This window comes from Niallia sp. MER 6 (assembly GCF_023714395.1).
GTDB lineage: Bacteria > Bacillota > Bacilli > Bacillales > Cytobacillaceae > Niallia.
The window spans coordinates 100,130-125,197 of the sequence record NZ_JAMAUK010000011.1 but is presented as its reverse complement, the minus strand read 5'-3'; the positions used below and the strand labels follow the sequence as shown (position 1 = coordinate 125,197).

Sequence of the window (25,068 nt, the reverse complement as noted above, 5' to 3'; positions counted from 1 at the left end):
GTGTTGTTTATGGGTATAGATAAGTCATTGTTAGTGGAACAGCTGCACAGCATCTTAAATGATTATCAAGAACAGGCAAATTTGACGAGCCGCCATCTGTTTGTTGTTGGCTGCAGCACAAGTGAAGTCATCGGTGAAAGAATCGGGACTGCAGGTGCTGAGGATGTCGCAAGTATTATCTTTCAAGAGTTTAAGCAATACGAGGAACAAACAGGTGTTGCATTGGCTTTTCAATGTTGTGAACATCTAAACAGAGCTTTAGTAGTTGAGCGTAAGCTGCAAGAGGAAAAAGGTTGGCCGGAAGTTACTGTTATTCCTGTACGCCAGGCAGGTGGAGCTATGGCGGCATATGCTTATCAGCATATGGCAGATCCTGTTGTCGTTGAACATATTACAGCAGACGGCGGCATTGATATCGGAGATACTTTAATAGGAATGCATATAAAGCATGTTGCAGTGCCGATAAGAGTAGCGCAAAAGCAGCTCGGTGCAGCACATGTCACTCTTGCCAAAGCAAGACCAAAGCTGATTGGCGGACAAAGAGCTGTATATGAAAAAAATAAAGAGAATGAATCTTGCTAGAAAAAAGATATCCTGAAAGAAGTCAGGATATCTTTTTTTATTATACAAATAAGCTGCTAATCTAAAAACGGCAGTGTTTTTTATATATGGTAACTGCTAAATCTTATAAAAAAAACGAATTTATATTATTTTAAGAAAATAATCAGACGGAATTGGATGTTTTCTTAGCAAAACACGAACAATAAATAAAGGTATAAAAATAATAATTCGTATTTTTTAGCTTCTTTTTAAATTTGTTACGTGTTAGAATATAAGAAGATTTTCCGTAGAATCAAAGAAATATAATATAAGTGTTACAGGGAGGATTCAAATGAAGCATTTAGCACAAAACGACCAACAAGTATACAAAGCTATTCAGCAAGAATTGGGCCGCCAACGATCAAAAATCGAGTTGATTGCATCAGAGAATTTCGTAAGTGAGGCAGTAATGGAAGCACAAGGTTCTGTCCTTACAAATAAATATGCAGAAGGCTATCCGGCAAAACGTTATTATGGCGGTTGTGAATATGTTGATATTGTTGAAGATATCGCTCGCGATCGTGCGAAAGAAATTTTTGGTGCAGAGCATGTCAATGTTCAACCCCATTCTGGAGCACAAGCAAATATGGCTGTATATTTCACTATACTTGAGCAAGGGGACACAGTGCTCGGTATGAATCTTTCCCACGGCGGACATTTAACACATGGAAGCCCAGTAAACTTTAGTGGTGTTCAATATAACTTTGTTGAATATGGTGTTGACAAGGAAACAGAACAAATCAATTATGAGGACGTGCTTGAAAAAGCTCGCGAACATAAGCCGAAGCTTATCGTAGCTGGTGCTAGTGCATACCCTCGCGCGATTGATTTCAAGAAATTCCGTGAGATTGCAGATGAAGTTGGCGCATACTTAATGGTCGACATGGCTCATATCGCCGGACTTGTTGCTGCAGGATTGCATGAAAATCCAGTTCCGTATGCAGATTTTGTTACAACAACAACACATAAAACATTAAGAGGCCCTCGCGGCGGAATGATCCTTTGTAAAGAGGAGTTCGGCAAAAAAATCGATAAGTCAATCTTCCCAGGAATCCAGGGTGGACCACTTATGCATGTCATTTCTGCTAAAGCTGTTGCTTTTGGAGAAGTATTGCAAGATGACTTTAAAGTATATGCTGAAAACATTATCGCAAATGCAAAGAGATTAGCAGAAGGATTACAAAAAGAAGGTTTGAGACTTGTATCTAATGGAACAGACAATCACCTGTTGCTAGTAGATTTACAGACTCTTGGACTGACTGGTAAAGTTGCCGAGCATGTTTTGGATGAAGTCGGCATTACGGTAAACAAAAATACAATTCCATTTGATCCTGCAAGTCCATTCGTGACAAGCGGAGTTCGTATCGGTACAGCTGCTGTGACATCCCGCGGTTTCGGTTTGGAAGATATGGACGAAATTGCTTCTATTATCGGCTTCACATTGAAAAATCATGAAGATCAAGAAAAATTAGCAGAAGCAGCTAAAAGAGTGGAAGCATTGACTAGCAAATTTGTATTGTATAAAGAACTATAAGAAACAGCAGCCAGCCTATCATAAGCATAGGCTGGCTCTTTTTTGGGTAAAAATAATGTAAGTAAAGTTAAACTTTCAGTTGATTTGAAAGCCTTTTTTCTGTAGAATTACAAGAAGTGTGTTTACGATAAAGAAGGAAACGGAGTGAAAGATGTGGCAAAAGTATACGTATTTGATCACCCACTTATTCAACATAAACTTACATACATTCGTGAGAAACAAACAGGTACAAAAGAATTCAGAGAGTTAGTAGATGAAGTGGCAACATTGATGGCTTTTGAAATCACTCGTGATATGCCTTTAGAAGAAATTGAAATTGATACTCCAGTAAGCAGAACAAAATCAAACGTACTTTCCGGTAAGAAGATAGGGATTATTCCAATCCTGCGCGCAGGTATCGGAATGGTTGACGGTATCCTGAAGCTTATCCCAGCTGCAAAAGTTGGACATATTGGGCTTTACCGTGATCCAAAGACACTTAAGCCTGTAGAATATTATGTGAAGCTTCCGTCTGATGTAGAAGAAAGAGATTTCATTGTAGTAGATCCAATGCTTGCAACAGGCGGTTCAGCGATTGAAGCAATCAACTCCTTGAAAACAAGAGGCGGAAAGAACATCAAGTTCATGTGCTTAATTGCAGCACCTGAAGGTGTAGAACTTCTAAAAGAAGCTCACCCAGATGTAGATATTTATATCGCTGCACTTGATGAGAAGCTAAACGAAAAAGGTTACATTGTTCCAGGTCTTGGAGACGCTGGTGACCGATTGTTCGGAACTAAATAAATAGCTAAAAGACTGGCCTGTATAGGTCAGTCTTTTTTTGTGCTTCGAGAACATGTAACCAAAAATGCCCACACATATTTTAATCACTTCTGCAAATTATAAAACCAACTACATCCCCTTTGCTAAGGAGAATACATATGAAGAAACTAATCCTGCTGCTATCGCTTATAATCCTCCCTTGTTCTAATCATATTATTGCAGCTGCGCTCGAGCTCCCTGATCTACCAATAGAAAGCAAACAGGAAAAAAAGGTAGCCATTGTAAAGCTAAAAGGCGGATGTTCTCAGGCGAAAGTGAACGAGCTAATGACGAAACTGAAAAGTGGCGAAAAGAGAACCGTATTTTGTGAAATTTTTTCAGGATTTTCCGTGCGCGCTACGGTAGATGATTTGTATAAGCTTGCTGACAATCATGATGTGGAGCTTGTATCACAAGTTAAAACATATACTGCAGAAAGTGAACGGCCTGCTGAGATAATTGGTGCTGATTGGATAAGAGGGGCATTAAAGGAGAGCTCTGCCTTGACTGGAAAGGGAATAAAGGTAGGAGTGATTGATACAGGCATTGATTATAATCATCCTGACTTAAAGAAAAGCTTTAAAAGAGGCTGGGATTTTGTTGATCGTGATAAGGACCCGATGGAAACAGTCGGAAACGGGTTAAGAGATACTTTGCATGGTACACATGTCGCTGGAATTATTGCCGCAAAGGGCAAGCATCAAGGAGTTGCTCCAAATGCAGAAATTTATGCGTACCGTGCGCTTGGTCCTGGAGGAGCAGGAACAACAGAGCAAATATTAAGTGCGATTGAAAAAGCGGTAAAGGATAAGGTCGATGTGCTTAACCTCTCACTTGGCAGTGAAGTGAACGGGCCGGATTTGCCGATAAGTATTGCCTTAAATAAGGCAGTTGAGAAAGGGATTGTGGCTGTTGCAGCAGCAGGGAATGCAGGGCCATCCGATTGGACAGTAGGTTCTCCGGGCACAGCTGCTAAGGCTATATCAGTTGGAGCAACAACACCTAATATGAAAATTCCTTATATAGAGGTAGACGGAGCAAGGATTATCTTAAATAAGATGGATAAAAGTAAGCAATGGAGCTTTACAAATAGTTTAGAAATAGCACAAGGGGGGCTTGGCCGCAAGAAGGAGTTAAATAACGTAAAAGGAAAGGTAGTGCTCCTGAAGCGGGGGGAGCTAACGTTTGGGGAAAAAGCTGAAAATGCATATAAGGCAGGAGCGAAGGCTGTTCTTATTATGAATGATATGGATGGTCCTCTGCTTGGAAGCTTGGAAAAAGATATACCAATTCCAGTTGCAGGCGTAACGAAACAGGAAGGCAGTATTCTCCTTGAGAAGCTTGGCAAAAATAAGTTATATGCAAAAATCAACAGTTATTGGGAAAAAGATATTCTGGCAGAGTTCAGCTCAAGAGGACCTGTCACAAGCACATGGGATATAAAGCCAGATGTTGTTGCTCCTGGGGTAGTGATTAACAGCACAGTGCCTGGAGGCTATCTGGCGCTTCAAGGCACGAGCATGGCAGCTCCTCATGTAGCCGGTGCTGCTGCTCTTCTGCTAGAAGCTCATCCTGATTGGAGTCCGGAAGATGTGAAGGCAGCTTTAATGAATACAGCACTGCCGCTCCGCAACAGAAACGGGGAACTTTACAAGGTGTATGAGCAAGGTGCTGGCAGAATCCAGGTGGATAAAGCTGTACGAGCAGAGGTGCTTGTTTTGCCGGGCAGCATGAGATTCGGGAAATTTAAGCTTGCAGACCATCTACATGAACATACTTCCTATTTAACAATAGTCAACAAAGGAAGTGAACCTCAATGGGTAACATTTAAACAGCCTGCTAAGCAAAGAGGCATGACATGGCAGTTGCCGTTGTCCTTTACATTAGCTCCCGGCAGTACCAAAAAAGTGCCGATCCGAATGATGATAGACAATAAATTATTTAAAAACAAGCTGCAGAATGGAGCGCTTGAAGTAAATGCAGGTAGGAATTCCATAACGATACCATATTTGTATGTACTTGAAGAACCGGAATATCCTCGTTTAATGGGCTTTAATATGGTAGAGGAGAATAATGGGAGCTTCAGTTATGAAGCCTATTTACCGACAGGTGCCGAAGAGTTTGGCATAGCTGCATTCGATAAGGAGTCCTTAAAGTTTGTGAAATTTCTTGATTGGAAAAAAGAGGTGAAACGAGGTCAGTTAAAGGGGAATATTAAGAAAGATTCTCTGCCAGACAGTGGTATATATGAAATTATTGCGTTTGCCAAAAAAGCAGGCAAAGAAGATGCTGTCAGCGGACAATTAACGGTTGTAGGTAACAAAGTTAATTATAGTGAAAAACGTTAAGCGAAAATAGTTTGGCAATTGTAAACATCTCCCTAATATAAAAGTAATAGGAAATTAATTGAAAGATATGTGAATAATCTCCTTTTTCGATATAAAATTTTTCGATTCATGATAGAATAAAAAAGAAAATTTTTACCGGGAAAGGAGAGAAAAAATAAAACGCTTCATATATGATAATTTAGGGGTTAAACGATAATATTTAAAGGTGAGATTTTAATCTTTTTATGTTGTTAATACTAATTGACATTTGACATAACCTTATTGTATGCTTACAAAGTAGATGATAGGGTTTTCAGGGCCTTTTCAAAAAATATTGCTTTTTTTGTGACGCAAAAAAGGCTGTTTTTGTTCCCTGTTAAAGCTGTCTGAAAGAAAGTCTGTTGTCAGGAGATTTGGCTAAATTATGTTTGAAATAAAGCAGATGCTTACAAAACAACTTAAGTACATATCTATACTGCTTTCACTTTACCTTATCGGGTGGGTTGCAACCCCTTATAAGCCTGTTTTTATGGGTCTGTTAATTGGGACAGCCTTAAGCCTTTATAATATTTGGCTTTTAGTGAGAAGGATGGCAAGATTCAGCAGAAACATAGATGAAGGAAAAAAAACGCAATCATTAGGAATGCTGCAAAGAATGGCGGCTGCGGTCCTTGGGGTTGCATTAGCCATGGAATTTCCTGAGCAGATACACCTTATCAGCGTTGTTATTGGATTAATGACGGCTTACATAGTCATTATGATAGATTACTTATTTAGTACTATTTTTAAAAATAGTATTAGAAAAGAGAGGTGAGAATTGCTTGGATCACAAAGAGAAAGTGTTTTACCTTTTCGGTTCGGAATACTTGAGAGTAGATTTATCCAGTGTCTTGATGATAGCCATAACAAGTTTGATCGTATTTATTATCGCTGTTGCTGCAACGCGCCGACTGGCCCTCAAGCCTACAGGGATGCAGAACATGATCGAATGGGTAATGGACTTCGTGAAAAACATCATCAAAAGCAACATGGATTGGAAAGATGGAGGGAAGTTCCACATGTTAGGGATGACAATCATCTTTTACGTGTTAATTTCCAACCTGCTTGGTTTGCCGTTTTCTATAGTGGTTGACGGTGTTCTTTGGTGGAAATCACCAACAGCCGATCCGATTATCACATTGACATTAGCTTCTATGATCATTGCATTGACACATTATTATGGTGTTAAGCAAAAAGGAGTTAAAGGGTATTTCAAAGGCTATGTTCAGCCGATGAAGTTCTTGCTTCCTTTAAAGATAATCGAAGAGTTTTCCAATACTTTGACGCTTGGTTTGCGTCTGTACGGAAATATTTATGCCGGGGAACTGCTATTGTCCCTATTAGTAGGTTCATTAGCGTGGACAGGATGGGCAGGCTTTATTGCTGCAATTCCTTTAACAATGGCATGGCAAGGTTTTTCTATCTTCATAGGGTTTATACAAGCCTATATCTTTACAATGTTAACTTTTGTTTACATGTCTCATAAAGTAAGTGACGAGCATTAATCTATTCCCTTATTTTTTTAAGGTGAAACTATAAAAAAATCATATTGATATATTTAGGAGGAAATTAATAATGAATCTTTTAGCAGCAGCAATCGCAATTGGTTTATCAGCATTAGGAGCAAGTATTGGTAACGGTTTGATCGTAGGACGTACAGTTGAAGGGATTGCACGCCAACCAGAAGCACGCGGTTTCCTACAAACAACAATGTTCATCGGGGTAGCATTAGTTGAGGCATTGCCGATTATCGGAGTTGTAATTGCATTCATGGTACTTAACCGTTAATAAATAGCTAAAAAATGGCGAAGACTTTTTTGAAAACTTCGCCTTTACTTTATGCAAAAAAAGTCAGTTTGAAGGTAAGCAGTTGGAAGGGAGTGAACCGTTGTGTTATTAAATAGCTTCGTATTAGGAGCTGCTGGAGCAGCTTCTCACGGTATAAATGGTGGAACAGCCATATTTCAATTAGTAATCTTTTTAATTCTTCTTGCGCTATTGAAGAAATTCGCATGGGGACCGATTATGGGAATCATGAAGCAAAGGGAAGAATTTGTAGCAAATGAAATAAACAGTGCGGAGAAAAACCGCATCGAGTCTTCTAAGCTTCTAGAAGAACAGCGGGCATTGCTGAAAGAGGCGCGCACTGAGGCAAAAGAATTGATCGACAATGCAAAGGCTCAAGGTGAGCTGCAAAGAGAAACAATCATTGCTGATGCAAGAAAAGATGCGGAAAGACTAAAGAATTCAGCATTGCTTGAAATTGAACAACAGAAGGAAAAGGCAGTTGTTGCAATTCGCGAGCAAGTTAGTTCCCTATCTGTATTAATCGCTTCTAAAGTAATCGAAAAAGAGCTGAGTGAACAGGATCAGGAGAAACTGATTAATGATTACATACAAGAGGTAGGCGAAAAACGATGATGGATACAGGAGTATCAAAGCGCTATGCTTTAGCCCTTTTCCAAATCGCGAAAGAAAATGGCAATGTGGAACAGTTGGAAGAGGAAATGCGTGTTGTAAAAGCAGTTGTGGCCAACTCACCGGATTTGCAGCAAGTTTTCAAGTCTCCTAATATCTCATTGGAGCAAAAGAAAGAGATAGTAAAAAATGCGTTCAGTTCAGCAAGTGTTCATGTGCAAAACATGTTGATGCTTTTAATGGACAGACATCGCGAAGATTATATCGTCAGCATCTGTAATTACTTTTTGGAATTTGTTAATGATGCAAAAGGAATTGCAGAAGCGAAAGTCTACTCTGTAAGACAACTTACAGATAGTGAAAAATCGGCTATCTCTGCGGCATTTGCTGCCAAAGTAGGGAAACTGTCGCTAAATATTGAAAATATTGTTGATTCCAACCTTTTGGGCGGAATTAAAGTTCGCATAGGTAACAAAATATTCGACGGCAGCTTACAAGGCAAGCTTGCACGTCTGCAACGTACATTATTAGGATAAGATTTCAAGATAGGGGTGAAACGCATGAGCATCAAAGCGGAAGAAATCAGTGCTCTTATAAAAAGGCAAATTGAAAATTACCAATCAGAAGTTCAAGTGAGTGAAGTAGGTACGGTTATCAGTATTGGTGATGGAATCGCTCGCGTTCATGGATTGGACAACTGTATGGCAGGGGAACTTGTTGAGTTCTCTAACGGAGTTATGGGTCTTGCCCAAAACTTAGAAGAAAGCAATGTCGGGATCATCATCCTTGGTCCTTACACAGACATTCGCGAAGGTGACGAAGTGCGTCGTACAGGCAGAATCATGGAAGTACCTGTAGGCGAAGAATTGATTGGACGTGTTGTTAACTCATTAGGTCAGCCTGTGGATGGAATGGGTCCGATTAACTCAAGCAAAACTAGACCGATTGAGTTCTTGGCACCTGGTGTTATGGACCGTAAATCAGTTAGTGAGCCGCTTCAAACAGGTATCAAGGCAATTGATGCACTTGTGCCAATCGGCCGCGGACAGCGTGAGCTTATCATCGGTGACCGCCAAACAGGTAAAACATCTGTAGCAATCGATACAATTCTTAACCAAAAAGACCAAGATATGATCTGTATCTATGTAGCAATCGGACAAAAGGAATCTACTGTTCGTAATGCGGTTGAAACACTTCGCAAACACGGTGCATTGGATTATTCCATCGTCGTGACTGCATCTGCTTCCCAGCCGGCTCCATTGCTTTACCTAGCTCCATATGCAGGTGTAGCTATGGGTGAGGAATTCATGTATAACGGCAAGCACGTTTTAATCGTATATGATGATCTTTCTAAACAAGCATCAGCATACCGTGAATTATCCTTGCTGCTTCGTCGTCCTCCAGGCCGTGAAGCATATCCAGGGGATGTATTCTACTTGCATTCTCGTTTACTTGAGCGTGCAGCGAAGCTGAGCGACGCTAAAGGCGGCGGTTCTATTACTGCATTGCCGTTCATTGAGACACAAGCAGGAGACGTATCTGCATATATTCCAACAAACGTAATCTCTATTACAGATGGTCAAATATTCTTGCAGTCTGACTTGTTCTTCTCAGGAGTACGTCCTGCAATCAACGCAGGGTTGTCTGTTTCCCGTGTAGGTGGTTCTGCACAAATTAAAGCGATGAAAAAAGTTGCAGGTACGCTTCGTCTTGACTTAGCGTCATTCCGTGAGCTTGAGTCATTCGCACAGTTCGGATCAGACCTTGATAAAGCAACACAAGATAAGTTGAACCGCGGTGCCCGTACAGTTGAGGTACTGAAGCAAGACTTGAACAAACCATTAAAAGTAGAAAAGCAAGTAGCGATCCTTTATGCATTGACGCGCGGATTCCTTGATGATATTCCAGTACATGATATCAGAAGATTTGAAGATGAGTTATTGAACTGGATGGATCATAACCGTAAAGAATTGCTGGATCACATTGTGTCAACGAAAGAGCTTCCTTCTGACGACGATATGGCAGCTGCGATTAACGACTTCAAAAAGACGTTCGCTGCAACTGAGTAATAAAAGGAAAATCTGATGAATGGTGGTGAAAACGTTTGGCATCATTACGCGATATAAAGTCACGTATTAATTCAACGAAAAAGACAAGCCAAATCACAAAAGCGATGCAAATGGTATCTGCTGCTAAGATGAATAAAGCAGAAGCAAATGCAAAGTCTTTTGTTCCATATATGGAAAAGATAGAAGAAGTGACACAGTCAGTAGCGGCAGGGAGCAAAGGCAGCTCCCACCCAATGCTGGTTGCCCGTCCGGTTAAAAAGACAGGTTATATTATTATCACATCAGACCGCGGACTTGCGGGTGCATATAACAGTAATGTTTTAAGAAAGCTGAACCAGATTGTACAAGCTAAGCATCAATCAAAAGATGAGTATGCAGTTATTGCAATCGGTAAAGTCGGCAGAGATTTCCTTGTGAAGCAAGGGACAAATGTCATTTTGGACATTGTCGGAATTGCGGACCAGCCGGACTTCTTGGACATTAAGGATATTACGAACAAGTCTGTCGGCATGTTTAGTGATGGAACATTTGATGAAGTACACATCATTTACAGCCATTATGTGAGTGCAATCCAGCAGGATGTAATGGAGAAGAAAATTCTCCCTCTTACAGATATCGGGAATAACTCTGCTGCACTTACTTCCTATGAATTTGAGCCTTCTGCAGAAGAGATTTTGGATGTATTGCTGCCGCAATATGCAGAAAGCCTAATTTACGGTGCATTGCTTGACAGTAAAGCGAGTGAACACTCTGCTAGGATGACAGCAATGAAGAACTCTACTGATAATGCGAAAGAAATTATCAATGATTTGAGTCTAGTTTATAACCGAGCTCGCCAGGCTGCTATTACGCAAGAGATTACGGAAATCGTCGGCGGTGCAGCTGCGCTGGAATAGGATTTAAGCAATAGAATTGCGACTTTGCAATTCTATGAAAAGAAGTATTGGAGGGAAAAACATGAGCTTAGGACAAGTTCTTCAGGTAATGGGTCCTGTAGTCGACGTTAAGTTCGATGGTGGCCATTTGCCTGATATAAATAATGCTTTGAAAGTGGTTCGTATTTCAGGAGAAAATGCTTCTGACAACGCTGAAGTAACCCTTGAAGTTGCCCTGCATTTAGGTGACAATACGGTCCGTACAATCGCGATGTCTTCTACTGATGGAATCACTAGAGGAACTCAAGTAACAGATACAGGTAAGTCTATTTCTGTACCAGTTGGTGATGTTACTTTAGGACGTGTATTTAACGTATTGGGAGAAACAATCGACCTTGATCCAGAAATTTCAGCTGATGCTAGAAGAGACTCTATTCATAGAGAAGCTCCGAAGTTCGAGCAGCTTTCTACACAAGTTGAAATACTAGAAACAGGTATTAAAGTAGTAGACTTGCTTGCACCTTATATTAAAGGTGGAAAGATCGGTCTATTCGGAGGAGCAGGTGTTGGTAAAACGGTTCTTATCCAAGAACTTATCAACAACATCGCTCAAGAGCACGGCGGTATTTCTGTATTTGCCGGTGTTGGAGAGCGTACGCGTGAAGGAAATGACCTATACCACGAAATGACAGATTCCGGCGTTATTAAGAAAACAGCAATGGTATTCGGACAAATGAACGAGCCGCCAGGTGCTCGTATGCGTGTTGCCTTGACTGGTTTGACAATGGCTGAATATTTCCGTGATGAGCAAGGACAAGACGTTCTGTTCTTCATCGATAACATCTTCCGTTTCACACAAGCAGGTTCTGAAGTTTCTGCCTTGCTTGGACGTATGCCTTCAGCAGTAGGTTACCAGCCGACTCTAGCAACAGAAATGGGTAAATTACAAGAGCGTATCACTTCTACAAACGTAGGATCAGTAACATCTATCCAAGCGATTTATGTACCAGCAGATGACTACACAGACCCAGCGCCTGCAACAACATTTGCTCACTTGGATGCAACAACAAACCTTGAGCGTAAATTGACAGAGATGGGTATTTACCCAGCGGTGGATCCATTGGCATCTACATCACGCGCTTTGTCGCCTGAAATCGTAGGAGAAGAGCACTACAATGTTGCTCGTCAAGTACAATCAACTTTACAGCGCTACAGAGAGCTTCAAGATATCATCAGCATCCTTGGTATGGATGAGTTGAATGATGAAGATAAAATGGTCGTACATCGCGCAAGAAGAATTCAATTCTTCCTGTCACAAAATTTCCACGTAGCAGAACAGTTCACAGGACAGAAGGGTTCTTATGTTCCTGTTAAAGAAACTGTTAAAGGCTTCAAGGATATCCTTGATGGTAAATACGATCACCTTCCAGAAGATGCATTCCGCCTAGTCGGAAGAATCGAAGAAGCAATCGAAAATGCTAAAAAAATGGGTGTTGAAGTATAATTCTAGTCAGGAGGGGTAGAAATGAAGACGATTAAAGTCCATGTAGTAACTCCTGATGGCCCGGTGCATGATTCAGACGTTGAGACGGTTATCGCAAAAGCAGAAAGCGGAGAACTTGGAATAATGGCAGGCCATGTTCCAATGGTTGCTCCCCTTAAAATAGGTGTCATACACTTGAAAAATGGAAAGACTTCTGAGTATTTGGCAGTCAATGGCGGAATCTTAGAGGTTCGGCCAGATAAAGTAACGGTGCTTGCTCAATCTGCGGAAACTGCGGAAGATATCGATTATGATCGTGCTTTACGAGCTAAGGAGCGTGCAGAGCAAAGATTGCATGCGCAGAGTAGTGAACATATAGATTTTAAACGCGCAGAGCTTGCTCTCAAACGTGCAATGAACCGTATTTCTATAATCGAAAAAAGATATTAAAACCAAATGCCTCCTTTGCAAAAATGCAAATTGGGGGCATTTTTTTCGTTCGTGAAAGGGCTTTAAAAGAACAAAAAAGGTCTAGAAGAAACGAAAATGAAATAAAAATGAAATGAAAATGAAAAAATATGAAACCTTTTAGGTAGTTAGTTCGTCAAATAGAAGTTAGCAAGGAAACTTAAGAGTGGAGGTTCGGCCGTGATAGAAGATTTTGGCCAACAGGCGTTGCTCAGCATTGTAACAAATGTGGTATTTATTGCCCTGGCTTGGTGGGCATTGCAGTCCTTGAACATTGAAAAGTTCATCCGTGCAAACAAAGTAGTTCAAGCAAGAGTTTTATATGTGTTATTATCGATAATAATGGGATCACTAGTCAGTGACTTCTTCCTTAATTATCTGCTTTGGTCACAACAGTTGCCACTAATTATGCAATAAGATGCATTGGAAGAAACAATTACCAACTAAATAGGTCTTCATACATGTTTTCTTTTGTTCACTTTTTCAGTACAATTCAACTTGCGTGTTGAATAAAATTAGTTTGTACGCTGATATAGAATATATTCATGTCAAAAAGTGACGACAATTCGTGAGTATTTCATTCCCCTACTATGGAAACAATGCTAGTAAGGGGGAGGAATATAAGATGAATAAAAAAAGAACAGTAATTTATATCGTGTTAACAATACTAGTTGGTTTGGCAGCAGTCACTTTTGGGAATAACCCAATTATCGCGAAAAAACAGCTAGACCTATTTATCATAAATGGAATTTTACAAGAGGAACAGAACATTAATGTAACTGAATGGTCTCTGCATGCAAGAGAAAAATTGGAAAATGTGAAAAGCTTATCAGATGCAAAAGCCGTTCAGGCTGAATTGCAGGAAAAATTTCCTGATGCAAAATGGACGGAAACAGAAAACAGCAGCAGCTGGCAGGCTAAAGCTTTACTTTCAGCTGACAGCAGCAAAGAAGAGAGTATAACGGTCACTGCTTCATTAACAACCCAAACTGCTCAATCATATGTTATATATGAAGTGAAAGGGAAGGAGTTAAGTGACCAGTTCAGCAAAATGCTGAAAAAGGATATAGAAGAAAAAGTTTCAGCTATATTTCGTGGAAAACCAACAATTTTCTCTTGTATAAAAGGCGAATTCAATGATAAGATTAGTAAGAGTCTGCCTTATTATGTAAACCATTTATTGGATGCTTTTCAAGCGAAACAAATAGAGGCGTTAGAGGAAGATGATTTTGTATCAGCTTCAGCCATAACGTCTATCTTTGATGAGAAAATTCAGGAAAATGACAAGGCAATGAACTTGCAATTGGGAATCAGGACACAAGGAATGGGCGGTAAGACTACCTTTGTAGTTGGCACACCCATCATAACGATTGAATATTAATATAGAGACATTGGACGCGGAGGGGAATACACTTTGGATAAAATCATCGTCCGCGGCGGAAAAAGGTTAAATGGAACGGTTAAAGTAGAAGGCGCAAAGAATGCCGTTTTGCCTGTAATCGCCGCTACATTATTAGCAAGTGATGGAAAAAGCATAATTAAGTCAGTTCCAACTCTTTCAGATGTATTTACAATAAACGAGGTATTGCGTTTTCTTAATGCTGACGTAACTTTTGCCAACAACGAAGTAACAGTAGATGCATCAAAAGAGTTGAGTGTGGAAGCGCCATTTGAATATGTGCGCAAAATGAGAGCTTCTGTTTTGGTAATGGGTTCATTATTGGCTAGAAATGGCCATGCAAGAGTAGCATTGCCAGGAGGCTGCGCAATTGGCTCTAGACCGATTGATCAGCATCTTAAAGGCTTTGAAGCAATGGGTGCAAAAGTACAGGTAGGAAATGGTTTTATTGAGGCGTCTGTTGAAGATCGTCTGCATGGAGCGAAAATTTATTTAGATTTCCCAAGTGTAGGGGCAACAGAAAACATTATGATGGCTGCGACACTGGCTAAAGGTACAACAATCATCGAAAATGTTGCTAAAGAACCTGAAATTGTTGATTTAGCTAATTTCCTAAATGCAATGGGTGCAAAAGTAAGAGGTGCAGGAACTGGCACACTTCGAATTGAAGGTGTAGAAAAGCTGTACGGTGCAGAACATACAATTATTCCGGATAGAATTGAAGCTGGAACGTTTTTAGTTGCCGCTGCTATCACAGGCGGAAATGTCCTTGTACAAGGTGCAGTGCCAGAACATCTTTCATCTTTAATCGCAAAAATGGAAGAAATGGGTGTAGTCTTCAAAGAGGAAGAAGACGGACTTCGTGTTATTAGTGCAGAAAACTTAAAAGCTGTTGATATTAAGACAATGCCTCATCCTGGATTCCCAACAGATATGCAGTCACAAATGATGGCATTGTTGCTTCGCGCTAAAGGAACTAGCATGATAACAGAAACTGTTTTTGAAAACCGTTTTATGCATGTTGAAGAGTTCAGACGCATGAATGGCGATGTGAAGATTGAAGGTCGTTCTGTTATTATGAATGGACCAACAAACCTGCAAGGTGCTGAAGTAGCAGCAACAGATTTACGTGCTGCAGCAGCATTAATATTGTCAGGACTTGTGGCTGAAGGTATTACAAGAGTTACTGAACTGAAGCACTTGGATCGCGGATATGTTAACTTCCATGAGAAGCTGGCGGGATTAGGTGCTGACATTGAACGAGTGACAGAAGAAGAGCAAGTTACATTGACTGCAACTTATGTCGCAGATATGAATGCGTAATAAAACATAAGCAGCTATTATTCATTTCCCTTATGAGATGGATATAGCTGTTTTTTTTGTGCAGTTAAGCTTGGAAGAGGTTAATGAGGAAATGAAGAGATAACGAGAGATTACTCCCATACTATGCAAAGTTAGAAAAAATAGAACGCCTAGACCGATTATTTTCATGGTTTTTTCCTGATGAATAAAGTCATAAATGCTTGTCCAAGCCCATAAGAATGTTTTGTAAGACATTAATCGTCTTCTCGAAGCAATATCTACATCGTTCTTATGGAGGCTTATATATGATCAAATTCAAACCCTTTATCGCACTAGGAGCCATTCTGTTCAGCATCACTTTATTGCTTCCAGCTGTTTTGGTGCTTCCCTTTATTTCAGAACGAGGGAATGACAAAAATGATACGCCAGCACAAGTTACGCCAGCAGAAAACACAGGTCCATCTGTGGAAGTTTCCATCTATAGGGAAGAGCAAAAAAAGATAGAGAAAGTTGATTTAGAAGAATATGTTGCCGGTGTTGTGGCACTGGAGATGAATGCAAGCTTTGAACCTGAAGCACTAAAAGCGCAAGCATTAGCAGCAAGAACCTATATCGTCCGCAGGATGATCTCCCAAACGGATTCAGGATTGCCTGATGGAGCAATAGTCGGTGATTCTATTACTTATCAAGTATATAAGAATAAAGCAGAATTAAAATCAACCTGGAAAACCGGTGATTATGATTGGAAGATGAAAAAGATTGAGGATGCCGTTCAAGCAACAGCAGGACAGATTCTGACATATGACGGAGAGCCAATCGATGCTCTATTTTTCTCCACAAGTAATGGATATACAGAAAACGCTGATGATGTCTGGGCTAACTCTCTTGCTTATTTAACGAGTGTTGAAAGCCCGTGGGATAAGAACTCCCCAAAGTTTAACGGCAAAGAAGAGCTCAGTATTCAAGAGTTCGAAAGCAAACTTGGCGTCTCTGTAGGAAGCAGTACAAGCATTATGACAAATGTAGAGTATACGAAAGGCAAGCGAATTGCAAAAGCGAATATAAGCGGAAAAGAGCTTGCAGGGACAGACATTCGCGATAAGCTTGGTTTAAAGTCAACAGACTTCACTATGACCAGAGAAGGCCAGAATATCGTTGTGACAACGAAGGGATATGGTCATGGTGTCGGGATGAGCCAGTATGGTGCAAACGGAATGGCGGCTGAAGGCAAGACATATGAGGATATCGTCAAGTATTACTATAAAGGTGTAGCTGTAACAGATTCTGAGAAACTTCTGACAGCTTATATGGCAAATAAATAATATAGAAATAGCAGGAAGCTTCCTTGGCAGCAAGGGGGCTTTTTTTACTTTTCATCCCTTTAGAAAAAAAGTTTTTATTTTCATGCATAAATAAAACCAGTTTGTCGAAAAATAAGTTTTTTAAAAATTTTTTCTTGCATGTATATATTTATCATTATCTGTTCAGAATGATTGCTGAGGTGATGATAAAATGAGAGAGGAAGAAAACAAACGTACTTCTCCAAAATCAAAAGTAAAGAGTTTCTTTAAAAAGCGTTGGGCATTTCCAGCTGTTTATATCGCGAGTGCAGCTATTATTCTAACAGGTGTCCTTTGGTATCAAAACAGTGCAAGCGATACAGACAAGTTCAATTATGATGCGTCAAAAAATCCAAATACGCAGCTTAATGGTGATGAGCCTTCTGTACCAGTTACAAATGATGTTGAGAACTTTGCATGGCCAGTAAATGATCCAGATGCAGTAATTACTCAAAAAGGTTTTTATGACAATAGCCAAAGCAAGGAAGAGCAAATAAACTCACTAGTTTTCTATGATAATATGTACCAGCCTAATACTGGTGTAGATTTGAAAATGGAAGATAACAGTGAATTCGAAGTACTTGCTTCATTAAGCGGAACAGTTACAAAAGTATCAGAAGATTCTGTACTTGGTAATTCAATCGAAATCGAACATGCTGATGGTATCAAAACTTTCTATCAGTCTGTAAAGGATATCCAAGTAAAAGAGGGCGATGAAGTGAAAAAAGGTCAACCTCTTGCTACTTCTGGACAAAGCTTATATAACAAAGATGGCGGCATACATGTTCACTTTGAAATTCGTAAAGATAATGTAGCAGTAAATCCAATTGATTACTTCAATAAATCATTGGCTTCATTAGAAAATGCTGATACTTCTGAAGCAAGCAGCACTTCTGAGGAAAATGAAGTAACAGATGAATCGAACAAAGAAGAGTCTGTTTCAGAGGATGCAACAGAAAATCAATCAAATAAAGAAGTAACAGAAGAGTCAACAGACTCGAAAAATACAGATGCTGACGCAACAAATGAATCAACAGATTCTTCAAGTGATGATGCAGCAGACGAAAGCACTTCAGCTGATCCAAACGCATAATGCAAAACGAAAGAGTCCCATTCTTCGACAGAATGGGACTCTTTTTTCATGAATAAACCTATTTCAAAGACAAATTTCTCGGGAAATAATCCATACCTGTAAATCATGCTTTTTTGTCCATTATAGGCTTCTTTTTTACCTGCATTGCTTGGACAATTCGCAGGATAGTTAAAATAAACACAGTTGCGCCTGTGAATATATAGAGTATAAGCATCCATGTTGTCTGGCTGTCTGTGCCCAGCAGCAATCCGTGAAGAAGAGCTGCATAGAATGTTGGGAATGCGAGAAAATGGATGGCTCTCCACATCTTCTTCCCAATCTTTTTTAAGAAGTCTGTTGATAAAACTAATAACAAGAATCCATAAAAGGCAAATATGCCTAATGATAGGGAGATGACATTATGTTCGACTGTAAAAGGAATCAGGATATTAAAGATGGTGTAAGAGGTATATTCTGTATCGAATACTAGGACAAGACCATGAACCATTCCAAAAAGCAGCCCGAACCAGCCGGCAGCCTCATGAGTATTTAGAATTATTTTTTGCATTTTCTTCGGAAATATTGGAAGTTTAAAAGTTAGCCCAGTCAGCATGGAGATAAACAGCAATAAATAAGATGTGATGGCTGCTGCCCTTGTTACATTCCAAATGCTGAATAGGTCGCCAAAGGTGGATAACCATTCATTCATACTGTTTCACTCCTTCTTTTGCATAAAAGTTTATATTGCCAGCTTGCAGGCATAGGTCATCGCTTGTCAGCCCAATAAAAGCTAAATTATTTCCTTTAAATTGCTTTAAGCCTTCCTCCCAGCCAAGGATAAGCATGCATTTAGCAAGAGCTTCTGCCTCTGTTAATGTTGGGGCAATCACAGTTGCCTGAATAAGGTTGGAGGTGCTCGGCAGGCAGGTTCGCGGATCTACTATATGGTGACAGTGCTGTCCGTTGGCAGTTGTCCAATGCCTTTTTACTGTAGAACTTGTTGCAATACCTGCATCTCTTTGTAATTCAATGGAGGCAATCGTTTCGTCTGGTCTGCTTGGATGATCTATTTTGACCACACGCTTTCTTTGCTCTAAACCCCAAACACAAATATCCCCGCCTGCAGAAATAGCGCCAGTCTTTATTCCGTCATCCTGTAAAAGCTCAGCGATGCATTGTGCTGTCCAGCCTTTAGCTATGCCCCCTAAATCTATTTGAATATCTTGTTCAAGGGTTACGCTCCTCATGCCTGTATCGATTGTGAGCGGGCGGGAAATCAGTCTAGATGAGGTAGGCTGTTCAGCTGTCTTCGGACATGCCTCCATCAGTTCAAAGCTCCGGTCATAACCGAGAGCACAAAGCGTCCTGCCTAGATAAGGATTATAAATACCTTTTGTGACTGTAAAGTAGAAGTCCGCAATCCTAATAGCTTCAAACAGGATAGAGCTGCATACAAAAGGGATGTGAATGGTCCTATTTAATTGTGATAATTCACTAGCCTTGTCAAACCGTGACAGCGTCTTTTCTGCCTTTTTAAACAGATGTAATGTTTTTTTGGATGATTCCTCTGGTAAATCAAATGTGCGAATAGTGGTGTTCATACATGGGAATTCTGTTTGCTGCATATAATTATCTCCTTAAGATGAATGGCTGCGAAGGTCTCCACTTTCAGTTGTGCTCCCGTTAGTTAGAGGTGCTTGAAAGGACCCGCCGCTGAAATTATTGGACCCGCTGTTTGGGTCTGTTGTGGTACCTCCGCTGCTGTCACTTGAAGTATCAGAAGAACTGTCCTCTTGATAATCACCAGCCCAAGAGTCGCTGCTTCCAGATGAATAGGAACTTCCTGATGAATCACTGCTGCCTGAACCGTCGTCAGGTGTTGTATAACTTCCATTGCTCCCATTTGAAGGGATTTGGCTTCCGTCTTCCTGTGCGAAAGGATTTTGGCTGCTTGGCAGCTCGCTGGTGCCCCCTGATTGATTATAAGCAGTTTGCTGACTGTTCCCAGTTGAAGTTGTTCCATTTAAAAACCCTATAAAACCTGTAAAAGCTGCAACGCTGGATAAACCTATAATCCACTTTGTTTTTTTCGGTGCCATATACATCCCCCGTATCTATCAATATTTATTAATAAGGATTGTACGAAACAATCCTTAATTATTTCTTAAGCGCTACCCACTTTTAAAAAAATCAAAGGAAACCTTGTCCCTATTCATAATTTTCTGCATAAACTTTGACCCAAGCTAATAAACTGTTACAAACCTTACAAAGATGAAGTTTGGAGTGAGGGATCGTTTATAGATAAATGGATATGTAGTCGAGGACATGTTTAATCACGATAAGATCAGAAAGCAAAAGCTTTCTGCCGCATGTAAAAAGGAATATTCATGAAAGGAAACGTGCGGGATGAAGAATTTCGATGAAGCGAAAAGCGAGTCTCATTTCACACTTCTCACATCCAATTTAGGGAGGGCGAGTGGTGTGCACGATTACATCAAAGAGAGAACTATCAAGATTGGAAAGTATATCGTGGAGACGAGGAAAACAGTTCGCGTTATAGCGAAGGAGTTTGGCGTATCCAAAAGTACAGTCCATAAGGATTTAACAGAAAGGCTTCCTGAAATAAACCCGGATTTGGCAAACGAAGTAAAGGAAATTCTTGATTATCATAAATCGATTAGACATCTTCGCGGTGGGGAAGCGACAAAAATGAAGTACAAGAAGGAAGAATTGGAAGGGGAAACAGTACAATAACAACATGGAAAGAAAAAAACACAAGAATTTCATTTATGCTTATCTATCGATGGAGGACATCCTCCATCGGTAGAGAAAAAAACAGACAGAAATAGGACTTAGGAAATACTAAGTCTTTTTTATATGTCAAAATACATATCCAACACGCTCCTGTATTACTAACAGTTATATAAGAGATTGGAAAAAAATAGATAAATAATCGTTTAAGCGAACAAATATGAAAATTTTACAAATAAAAATAAGAAAAAATGCGCATATTTTTGACAAAAAGTTACTTCTTTCGTCAGCGGTATGATAGAATAGAAAATTAGAGTAGGACTAATATGATACGTGTTATGGCAAGGGTTGCAAGACATGTGAAGTGTTAGACATACACTTATCAGAAAACGAATATAAGAGAGTCAGCAGTTGTATTTTATATCGAACAACTGTTCTTCTGTCTGTCATAGTATTGCTTGAATTGTTAAAATGATCTGCTTATTAAAATGCGTTACATAATTTAATGAAACTAGTTTTGCTTTTTTGCGTTTAAATAATAGGAGAAATATTAACTTTTCATGTAAAGGTCTGTTTATAAAGAGAACAAATGGAAAAAACTGAATAATAGCCATAAGGAGGAAGTGTAAAAAATGTTCGCTAGAGATATCGGTATTGATTTAGGAACAGCAAATGTGTTGATTCATGTAAAAGGGAAAGGGATCGTCTTAAATGAGCCTTCGGTAGTCGCTCTCGATAAAAACACAGGCAGAGTGCTTGCAGTTGGAGAAGAAGCGCGCCGTATGGTTGGACGTACACCTGGAAATATTGTCGCTATTCGTCCGCTGAAAGACGGAGTTATTGCTGATTTTGATGTCACAGAAGCAATGCTTAAGCATTTTATCAATAAATTGAATGTAAAAGGATTTTTATCAAAGCCACGCATCCTTATCTGCTGTCCTACAAACATTACAAGTGTAGAGCAAAAAGCTATTAAAGAGGCAGCAGAAAAGAGCGGCGGCAAAAAAATCTACCTGGAGGAAGAGCCGAAAGTTGCTGCAATTGGAGCGGGTATGGACATCTTCCAGCCGAGCGGCAACATGGTTGTGGATATCGGCGGGGGAACAACTGACGTAGCTGTTCTTTCAATGGGTGATATTGTTACTTCTTCAAGCATCAAAATGGCAGGGGACAAGTTTGACAGTGAAATTCTTCAATATATTAAGAGAGAATATAAGCTCTTGATTGGAGAAAGAACGGCAGAAAACATCAAAATTAACATTGGAACTGTTTTCCCTGGCGCGCGTAAAGAAGAGATGGAAATTCGCGGCCGTGATATGGTTTCAGGTCTTCCTAGAACGATTACGGTTCATTCAGAGGAAATTGAACAGGCGCTAAGAGAGTCTGTAACAGTGATTGTACAAGCTGCTAAGAGTGTTCTGGAAAGAACTCCGCCTGAGCTTTCTGCAGATATTATTGACAGAGGAGTTATTTTGACAGGAGGCGGCGCGCTTCTTCATGGAATTGACATGCTGCTTGCTGATGAATTAAAAGTTCCTGTCTTGGTTGCAGAAAATCCAATGGATTGTGTCGCAATTGGTACAGGCATCATGCTTGACAATATTGACCGTTTACCAAAAAGAAAGCTTGGCTAATCAGGCTTTTCCATTGCTAAATAAATGAAAAATCGGCTGCCCGAAAGGGTAAGCCGTTTTTTTTGTTTAAAATTTAAAATAAATTTCTGTTTTGCATTAAATACCATTAGATATTTGTAAATAACATCCGATATAATAGGGGATGAAGTAAATACAATACAAAATATGACTTTTTTCAACAAATGACTACAGAAATGAACCTAACTTATTTTATAATATAACTAACTGTAATATGACCTTAACTTCTCAAAGATTGGAGAAAATGATATGTTTAAAGGATTTTATACAGCTGCATCAGGTATGTTAGCACAGCAAAGAAGAACTGAAATGCTGACAAACAATATGGCAAACAGCAATACACCTGGATATAAAGCCGATCAATCTGCTGTCCGCACATTCCCGGAGCTGCTTCAGCAAACGGTAGATACCTATACTCCCAGCGGAAAAACAACAAAATCAACAATTGGCTCTTTAGGGACTGGTGTTTATATGCAAGAAGCCATCCCAACATTCACACAAGGTGATATTACTCAAACTGACTTGAAAACAGACATCGCCCTAGTGAATATAAATGTTCCTGGGGATGACAATAATACGGCAGGCTCCATATTCTTTAATATTCAAAATGCAAACGGTGAGACAAGATATTCTAGGAACGGAAACTTCACACTGGACGGCCAAGGTTATTTGACAACAGGAAGCGGCTTATATGTAATGGATGAAAACAATGAGCGAATTCAGCTGCCTGACGATAACTTTTCCGTGTCTAATGAAGGTGTGCTTACAACAAGTGAAGGGCAAGCATACCGCCTTGGGGTGAGCTATACAGCAAATCCTAAATCTTTAGTAAAAGAAGGCGATGGCCTTTACCGGGCTGAGGATGGACAGGCACTTGAAAATGCTTATACAGCAAACGGTGTAACATTCCAGCTTAAACAGAACTTCCTGGAGAGTTCTAACGTAGATACATCCAGGACGATGACAGATATGCTGTCTGCATATCGTTCATTTGAAGCAAACCAGAAGATTCTTCAAGCATATGACAAAAGCATGGATAAAGCCGCAAACGAAATAGGTAAAGTTTAAGGCAGACCACGTTTGGGGAAGCAACCCAGGTTAAGGGGGAGAATATAAGATGAACAGAACGATGCTTATCGCTACAAATACATTGACACAGTTGCAAAAACAAATGGATACAATCAGTAATAATATGGCTAATGTTGATACGACTGGTTACAAAAAGAATAATGCTACATTCACTGATTTGCTTGTCCAACAGGTTAATAACCAAAAGGATCTTGCGCAGGAGGTTAACCGTCAGACTCCTAATGGCATTAGACAAGGAAACGGTGCAATGGTTGCCCAGACCCAGACAGTTATGACACAAGGCACTTTAAAAACGACGAACCGTCCGTTGGATACGGCATTTACGTCAGAGGGTCAGCTTTACCGTGTGCTTGTCCAAAATGGGCAAAACACTGAAGTTCAATACACAAGAGACGGTGCTTTTTATTTGTCTCCGGTATCAAATACGGAAAACATGCTTGTGACAAAGCAGGGGTATGCAGTTCTTGATGAAAATAATAATCCGATAATGCTCGATAAAAATGTAAGTCAATATACTTTATCAGAAACAGGTACTCTATCTGCAACTCTGAACAATGGACAGACTCAGAACGTTAATCTAGGTGTGACAGCTGTTAATTATCCTCAATTCCTTGAGAAAAAGGGAGATAATCTGTATGGTTTGCCTGCCAATCTAGATGAGCTTAACATGACGAGAGATCAAGTTCTGACAGATTTGGACGGAGCACTACGCGGAGAAGTTTCCGTCCAGCAGAATGTTCTGGAACAATCCAATGTTGATATGAGCAAGGAAATGGTTAACTTAATGTCGACACAGCGCTCCTATCAGTTTCAGTCAAGAGCTATCACTATTGCTGATCAGATGATGGGATTAGTAAATGAGATACGCTAAAAGGGAGATAAAATAATGTCAGTTAATACAAGCAGTCAAGAAGTCATGAAGACAAGGGAGCAGATAAGGGAAGAAAGACAAGATAATAACTCGCAAGAGAAGTCTTCTTCAAGGTTTGGCAGAGTTCGGATGTTCCCGATTTGGCTACGGTTAATCTTAATTATTGTATTGACAGCTGTAAGCATCACAGCCGGTGCTGTAATTGGCTATAGTGTTATCGGTGACGGTAAAGCTGGAGATACTTTCAAAAAGTCGACATGGACACATATAATAGATCTTGTTGAGAAAGAATAAGGATATATAATTATTTTTTTAAGGAAGGGATAATTTCCCTTCCTTTTTTATAAGGTTATTTAGTACAATTATACATAACCACATATTAGTAGGAGGTCATAAAAATGTTAGATATAAATCAAATTAAAGAAATCATTCCCCATCGTTACCCATTCTTGCTGGTCGACCGCATCTTAGAGGTCGAGGAAGGGAAGCGTGCAGTCGGAATCAAGAATGTTTCAGCAAATGAAGAGTACTTTAATGGTCACTTTCCAGAATTCCCAGTAATGCCAGGTGTGCTTATCGTTGAAGCATTGGCTCAAGTTGGAGCTGTGGCGATGCTGATTAAAGAAGAAAATAAAGGAAGACTTGCTTTCTTTGCAGGTGTTGACAGCTGCCGCTTCAAAAAACAGGTATACCCTGGCGATCAGCTTCGTCTCGAAGTAGAAATGACAAGAGTGCGCGGAAACTTTGGCAAAGGAAAATGTGTTGCTACTGTAGACGGTGAAATAGCGTGTGAAGCAGAAATCATGTTTGCATTAGGAGATAAAAAAGAAGAATAGAGCTTTTGCTCGGCAGAAGCATCTGGTGTTTAATGCCTATTGTTATATATTTATGGGAAAGTCAAATGACATGTAAAATGTCCTTTTTCTTGGACAAGATAATTATTGACCATATAAAAGGTCTTTAAAAATCTTAAAGGAA

The 25,068-nt window shown here is 39.9% G+C and carries 27 protein-coding genes; 24 read left to right on the top strand and 3 right to left on the bottom strand.

Translation table 11 applies throughout. From position 1 onward, the window contains the following. Window positions 1-9: 9 nt before the first annotated feature. From M3600_RS15230 to spoIIQ, 18 genes are all read left to right on the top strand, one after another. Complete coding sequence (locus M3600_RS15230) at window positions 10-582, top strand: TIGR01440 family protein (RefSeq protein ID WP_233315923.1); 573 nt, start codon at window positions 10-12, stop codon at window positions 580-582. Window positions 583-892: 310 nt separating this feature from the next. Then, complete coding sequence (locus M3600_RS15225; RefSeq protein WP_233315922.1) at window positions 893-2,134, top strand: serine hydroxymethyltransferase; 1,242 nt, start codon at window positions 893-895, stop codon at window positions 2,132-2,134. A gap of 153 nt (window positions 2,135-2,287) precedes the next feature. Further along, on the top strand, window positions 2,288-2,917 hold the full coding sequence (gene upp, locus M3600_RS15220; protein ID WP_127739133.1) for a uracil phosphoribosyltransferase: 630 nt from the start codon (window positions 2,288-2,290) through the stop codon (window positions 2,915-2,917). 137 nt (window positions 2,918-3,054) lie between these two features. Continuing rightward, a complete protein-coding gene (locus M3600_RS15215; protein ID WP_285854798.1) occupies window positions 3,055-5,283 on the top strand; it encodes a S8 family serine peptidase in 2,229 nt (742 codons plus the stop codon). A 403-nt stretch (window positions 5,284-5,686) separates the two neighbouring features. Then, on the top strand, window positions 5,687-6,076 hold the full coding sequence (locus tag M3600_RS15210) for an ATP synthase subunit I (protein ID WP_233315921.1): 390 nt from the start codon (window positions 5,687-5,689) through the stop codon (window positions 6,074-6,076). Window positions 6,077-6,101: 25 nt separating this feature from the next. Further along, window positions 6,102-6,806, top strand: coding sequence for a F0F1 ATP synthase subunit A (gene atpB / locus M3600_RS15205; protein ID WP_396953816.1), 705 nt, complete (start codon window positions 6,102-6,104; stop codon window positions 6,804-6,806). A gap of 70 nt (window positions 6,807-6,876) precedes the next feature. After that, window positions 6,877-7,089, top strand: coding sequence for a F0F1 ATP synthase subunit C (atpE, locus tag M3600_RS15200; RefSeq protein WP_127739009.1), 213 nt, complete (start codon window positions 6,877-6,879; stop codon window positions 7,087-7,089). A 102-nt stretch (window positions 7,090-7,191) separates the two neighbouring features. Next, window positions 7,192-7,722 (top strand): F0F1 ATP synthase subunit B, encoded by a 531-nt coding sequence (locus tag M3600_RS15195; protein ID WP_233315919.1) that lies wholly within the window; start codon window positions 7,192-7,194, stop codon window positions 7,720-7,722. Next, window positions 7,719-8,255: a F0F1 ATP synthase subunit delta gene (locus tag M3600_RS15190; protein WP_233315918.1), complete on the top strand. Its 537-nt coding sequence runs from the start codon at window positions 7,719-7,721 to the stop codon at window positions 8,253-8,255. Before M3600_RS15195 ends, M3600_RS15190 begins: the two co-directional genes overlap by 4 nt. Before the next feature lie 24 nt (window positions 8,256-8,279). Continuing rightward, window positions 8,280-9,788: a F0F1 ATP synthase subunit alpha gene (gene atpA, locus M3600_RS15185; RefSeq protein ID WP_233315917.1), complete on the top strand. Its 1,509-nt coding sequence runs from the start codon at window positions 8,280-8,282 to the stop codon at window positions 9,786-9,788. Between the two features lie 35 nt (window positions 9,789-9,823). Then, window positions 9,824-10,684 carry an ATP synthase F1 subunit gamma gene (atpG, locus tag M3600_RS15180; protein WP_233315916.1) on the top strand — a complete coding sequence of 287 codons (861 nt, stop codon included), beginning with the start codon at window positions 9,824-9,826 and terminating at the stop codon, window positions 10,682-10,684. Between the two features lie 61 nt (window positions 10,685-10,745). Next, the gene (gene atpD, locus M3600_RS15175) at window positions 10,746-12,167 is read left to right on the top strand and encodes a F0F1 ATP synthase subunit beta (RefSeq protein ID WP_233315915.1); all 1,422 of its coding nucleotides are present in this window, start codon (window positions 10,746-10,748) and stop codon (window positions 12,165-12,167) included. Window positions 12,168-12,188: 21 nt separating this feature from the next. Beyond that, the gene (locus M3600_RS15170; protein WP_233315914.1) at window positions 12,189-12,596 is read left to right on the top strand and encodes a F0F1 ATP synthase subunit epsilon; all 408 of its coding nucleotides are present in this window, start codon (window positions 12,189-12,191) and stop codon (window positions 12,594-12,596) included. A gap of 198 nt (window positions 12,597-12,794) precedes the next feature. Next, window positions 12,795-13,031, top strand: coding sequence for a DUF1146 family protein (locus tag M3600_RS15165; RefSeq protein ID WP_233315913.1), 237 nt, complete (start codon window positions 12,795-12,797; stop codon window positions 13,029-13,031). A 208-nt stretch (window positions 13,032-13,239) separates the two neighbouring features. Beyond that, entirely contained in the window at window positions 13,240-13,995 is a 756-nt protein-coding gene (locus tag M3600_RS15160; RefSeq protein WP_233315912.1) for a YwmB family TATA-box binding protein, read from the top strand. Between the two features lie 33 nt (window positions 13,996-14,028). Beyond that, window positions 14,029-15,336, top strand: a complete 1,308-nt coding sequence (gene murA / locus M3600_RS15155; protein ID WP_233315911.1) for a UDP-N-acetylglucosamine 1-carboxyvinyltransferase — start codon at window positions 14,029-14,031, stop codon at window positions 15,334-15,336. Window positions 15,337-15,620: 284 nt separating this feature from the next. Next, complete coding sequence (spoIID, locus tag M3600_RS15150; RefSeq protein WP_237942057.1) at window positions 15,621-16,637, top strand: stage II sporulation protein D; 1,017 nt, start codon at window positions 15,621-15,623, stop codon at window positions 16,635-16,637. Between the two features lie 190 nt (window positions 16,638-16,827). Beyond that, window positions 16,828-17,748 carry a stage II sporulation protein SpoIIQ gene (gene spoIIQ / locus M3600_RS15145; RefSeq protein ID WP_251646609.1) on the top strand — a complete coding sequence of 307 codons (921 nt, stop codon included), beginning with the start codon at window positions 16,828-16,830 and terminating at the stop codon, window positions 17,746-17,748. Window positions 17,749-17,851: 103 nt separating this feature from the next. Here the strand turns inward: spoIIQ and M3600_RS15140 are convergent, their stop codons facing one another. Genes M3600_RS15140 through M3600_RS15130 form a run of 3 tightly spaced genes read right to left on the bottom strand, consistent with a single transcriptional unit; the run spans window position 17,852 to window position 19,826 of the window. After that, window positions 17,852-18,436 (bottom strand): ferric reductase-like transmembrane domain-containing protein, encoded by a 585-nt coding sequence (locus M3600_RS15140; RefSeq protein ID WP_251646607.1) that lies wholly within the window; start codon window positions 18,434-18,436, stop codon window positions 17,852-17,854. Beyond that, the gene (locus M3600_RS15135; RefSeq protein WP_251646604.1) at window positions 18,429-19,352 is read right to left on the bottom strand and encodes an FAD:protein FMN transferase; all 924 of its coding nucleotides are present in this window, start codon (window positions 19,350-19,352) and stop codon (window positions 18,429-18,431) included. The genes M3600_RS15140 and M3600_RS15135 overlap by 8 nt, the downstream gene beginning before the upstream one ends. A gap of 12 nt (window positions 19,353-19,364) precedes the next feature. After that, window positions 19,365-19,826, bottom strand: a complete 462-nt coding sequence (locus M3600_RS15130; protein WP_251646602.1) for a hypothetical protein — start codon at window positions 19,824-19,826, stop codon at window positions 19,365-19,367. A 382-nt stretch (window positions 19,827-20,208) separates the two neighbouring features. Here M3600_RS15130 and spoIIID point away from each other — a divergent pair, with 382 nt between their 5' ends. From spoIIID to fabZ, 6 genes are all read left to right on the top strand, one after another. After that, entirely contained in the window at window positions 20,209-20,481 is a 273-nt protein-coding gene (gene spoIIID / locus M3600_RS15125; RefSeq protein WP_016204804.1) for a sporulation transcriptional regulator SpoIIID, read from the top strand. A 629-nt stretch (window positions 20,482-21,110) separates the two neighbouring features. Then, the gene (gene mreB / locus M3600_RS15120; RefSeq protein WP_233315905.1) at window positions 21,111-22,112 is read left to right on the top strand and encodes a rod shape-determining protein; all 1,002 of its coding nucleotides are present in this window, start codon (window positions 21,111-21,113) and stop codon (window positions 22,110-22,112) included. Window positions 22,113-22,379: 267 nt separating this feature from the next. Then, window positions 22,380-23,198 (top strand): flagellar hook-basal body protein, encoded by an 819-nt coding sequence (locus M3600_RS15115; protein ID WP_233315904.1) that lies wholly within the window; start codon window positions 22,380-22,382, stop codon window positions 23,196-23,198. A 49-nt stretch (window positions 23,199-23,247) separates the two neighbouring features. Beyond that, window positions 23,248-24,090: a flagellar hook-basal body protein gene (locus tag M3600_RS15110; protein WP_233315903.1), complete on the top strand. Its 843-nt coding sequence runs from the start codon at window positions 23,248-23,250 to the stop codon at window positions 24,088-24,090. A gap of 15 nt (window positions 24,091-24,105) precedes the next feature. Next, the gene (locus M3600_RS15105; protein WP_233315902.1) at window positions 24,106-24,384 is read left to right on the top strand and encodes a DNA-directed RNA polymerase subunit beta; all 279 of its coding nucleotides are present in this window, start codon (window positions 24,106-24,108) and stop codon (window positions 24,382-24,384) included. A gap of 104 nt (window positions 24,385-24,488) precedes the next feature. Beyond that, window positions 24,489-24,926 (top strand): 3-hydroxyacyl-ACP dehydratase FabZ, encoded by a 438-nt coding sequence (fabZ, locus tag M3600_RS15100; protein ID WP_233315901.1) that lies wholly within the window; start codon window positions 24,489-24,491, stop codon window positions 24,924-24,926. Window positions 24,927-25,068 lie beyond the last annotated feature (142 nt).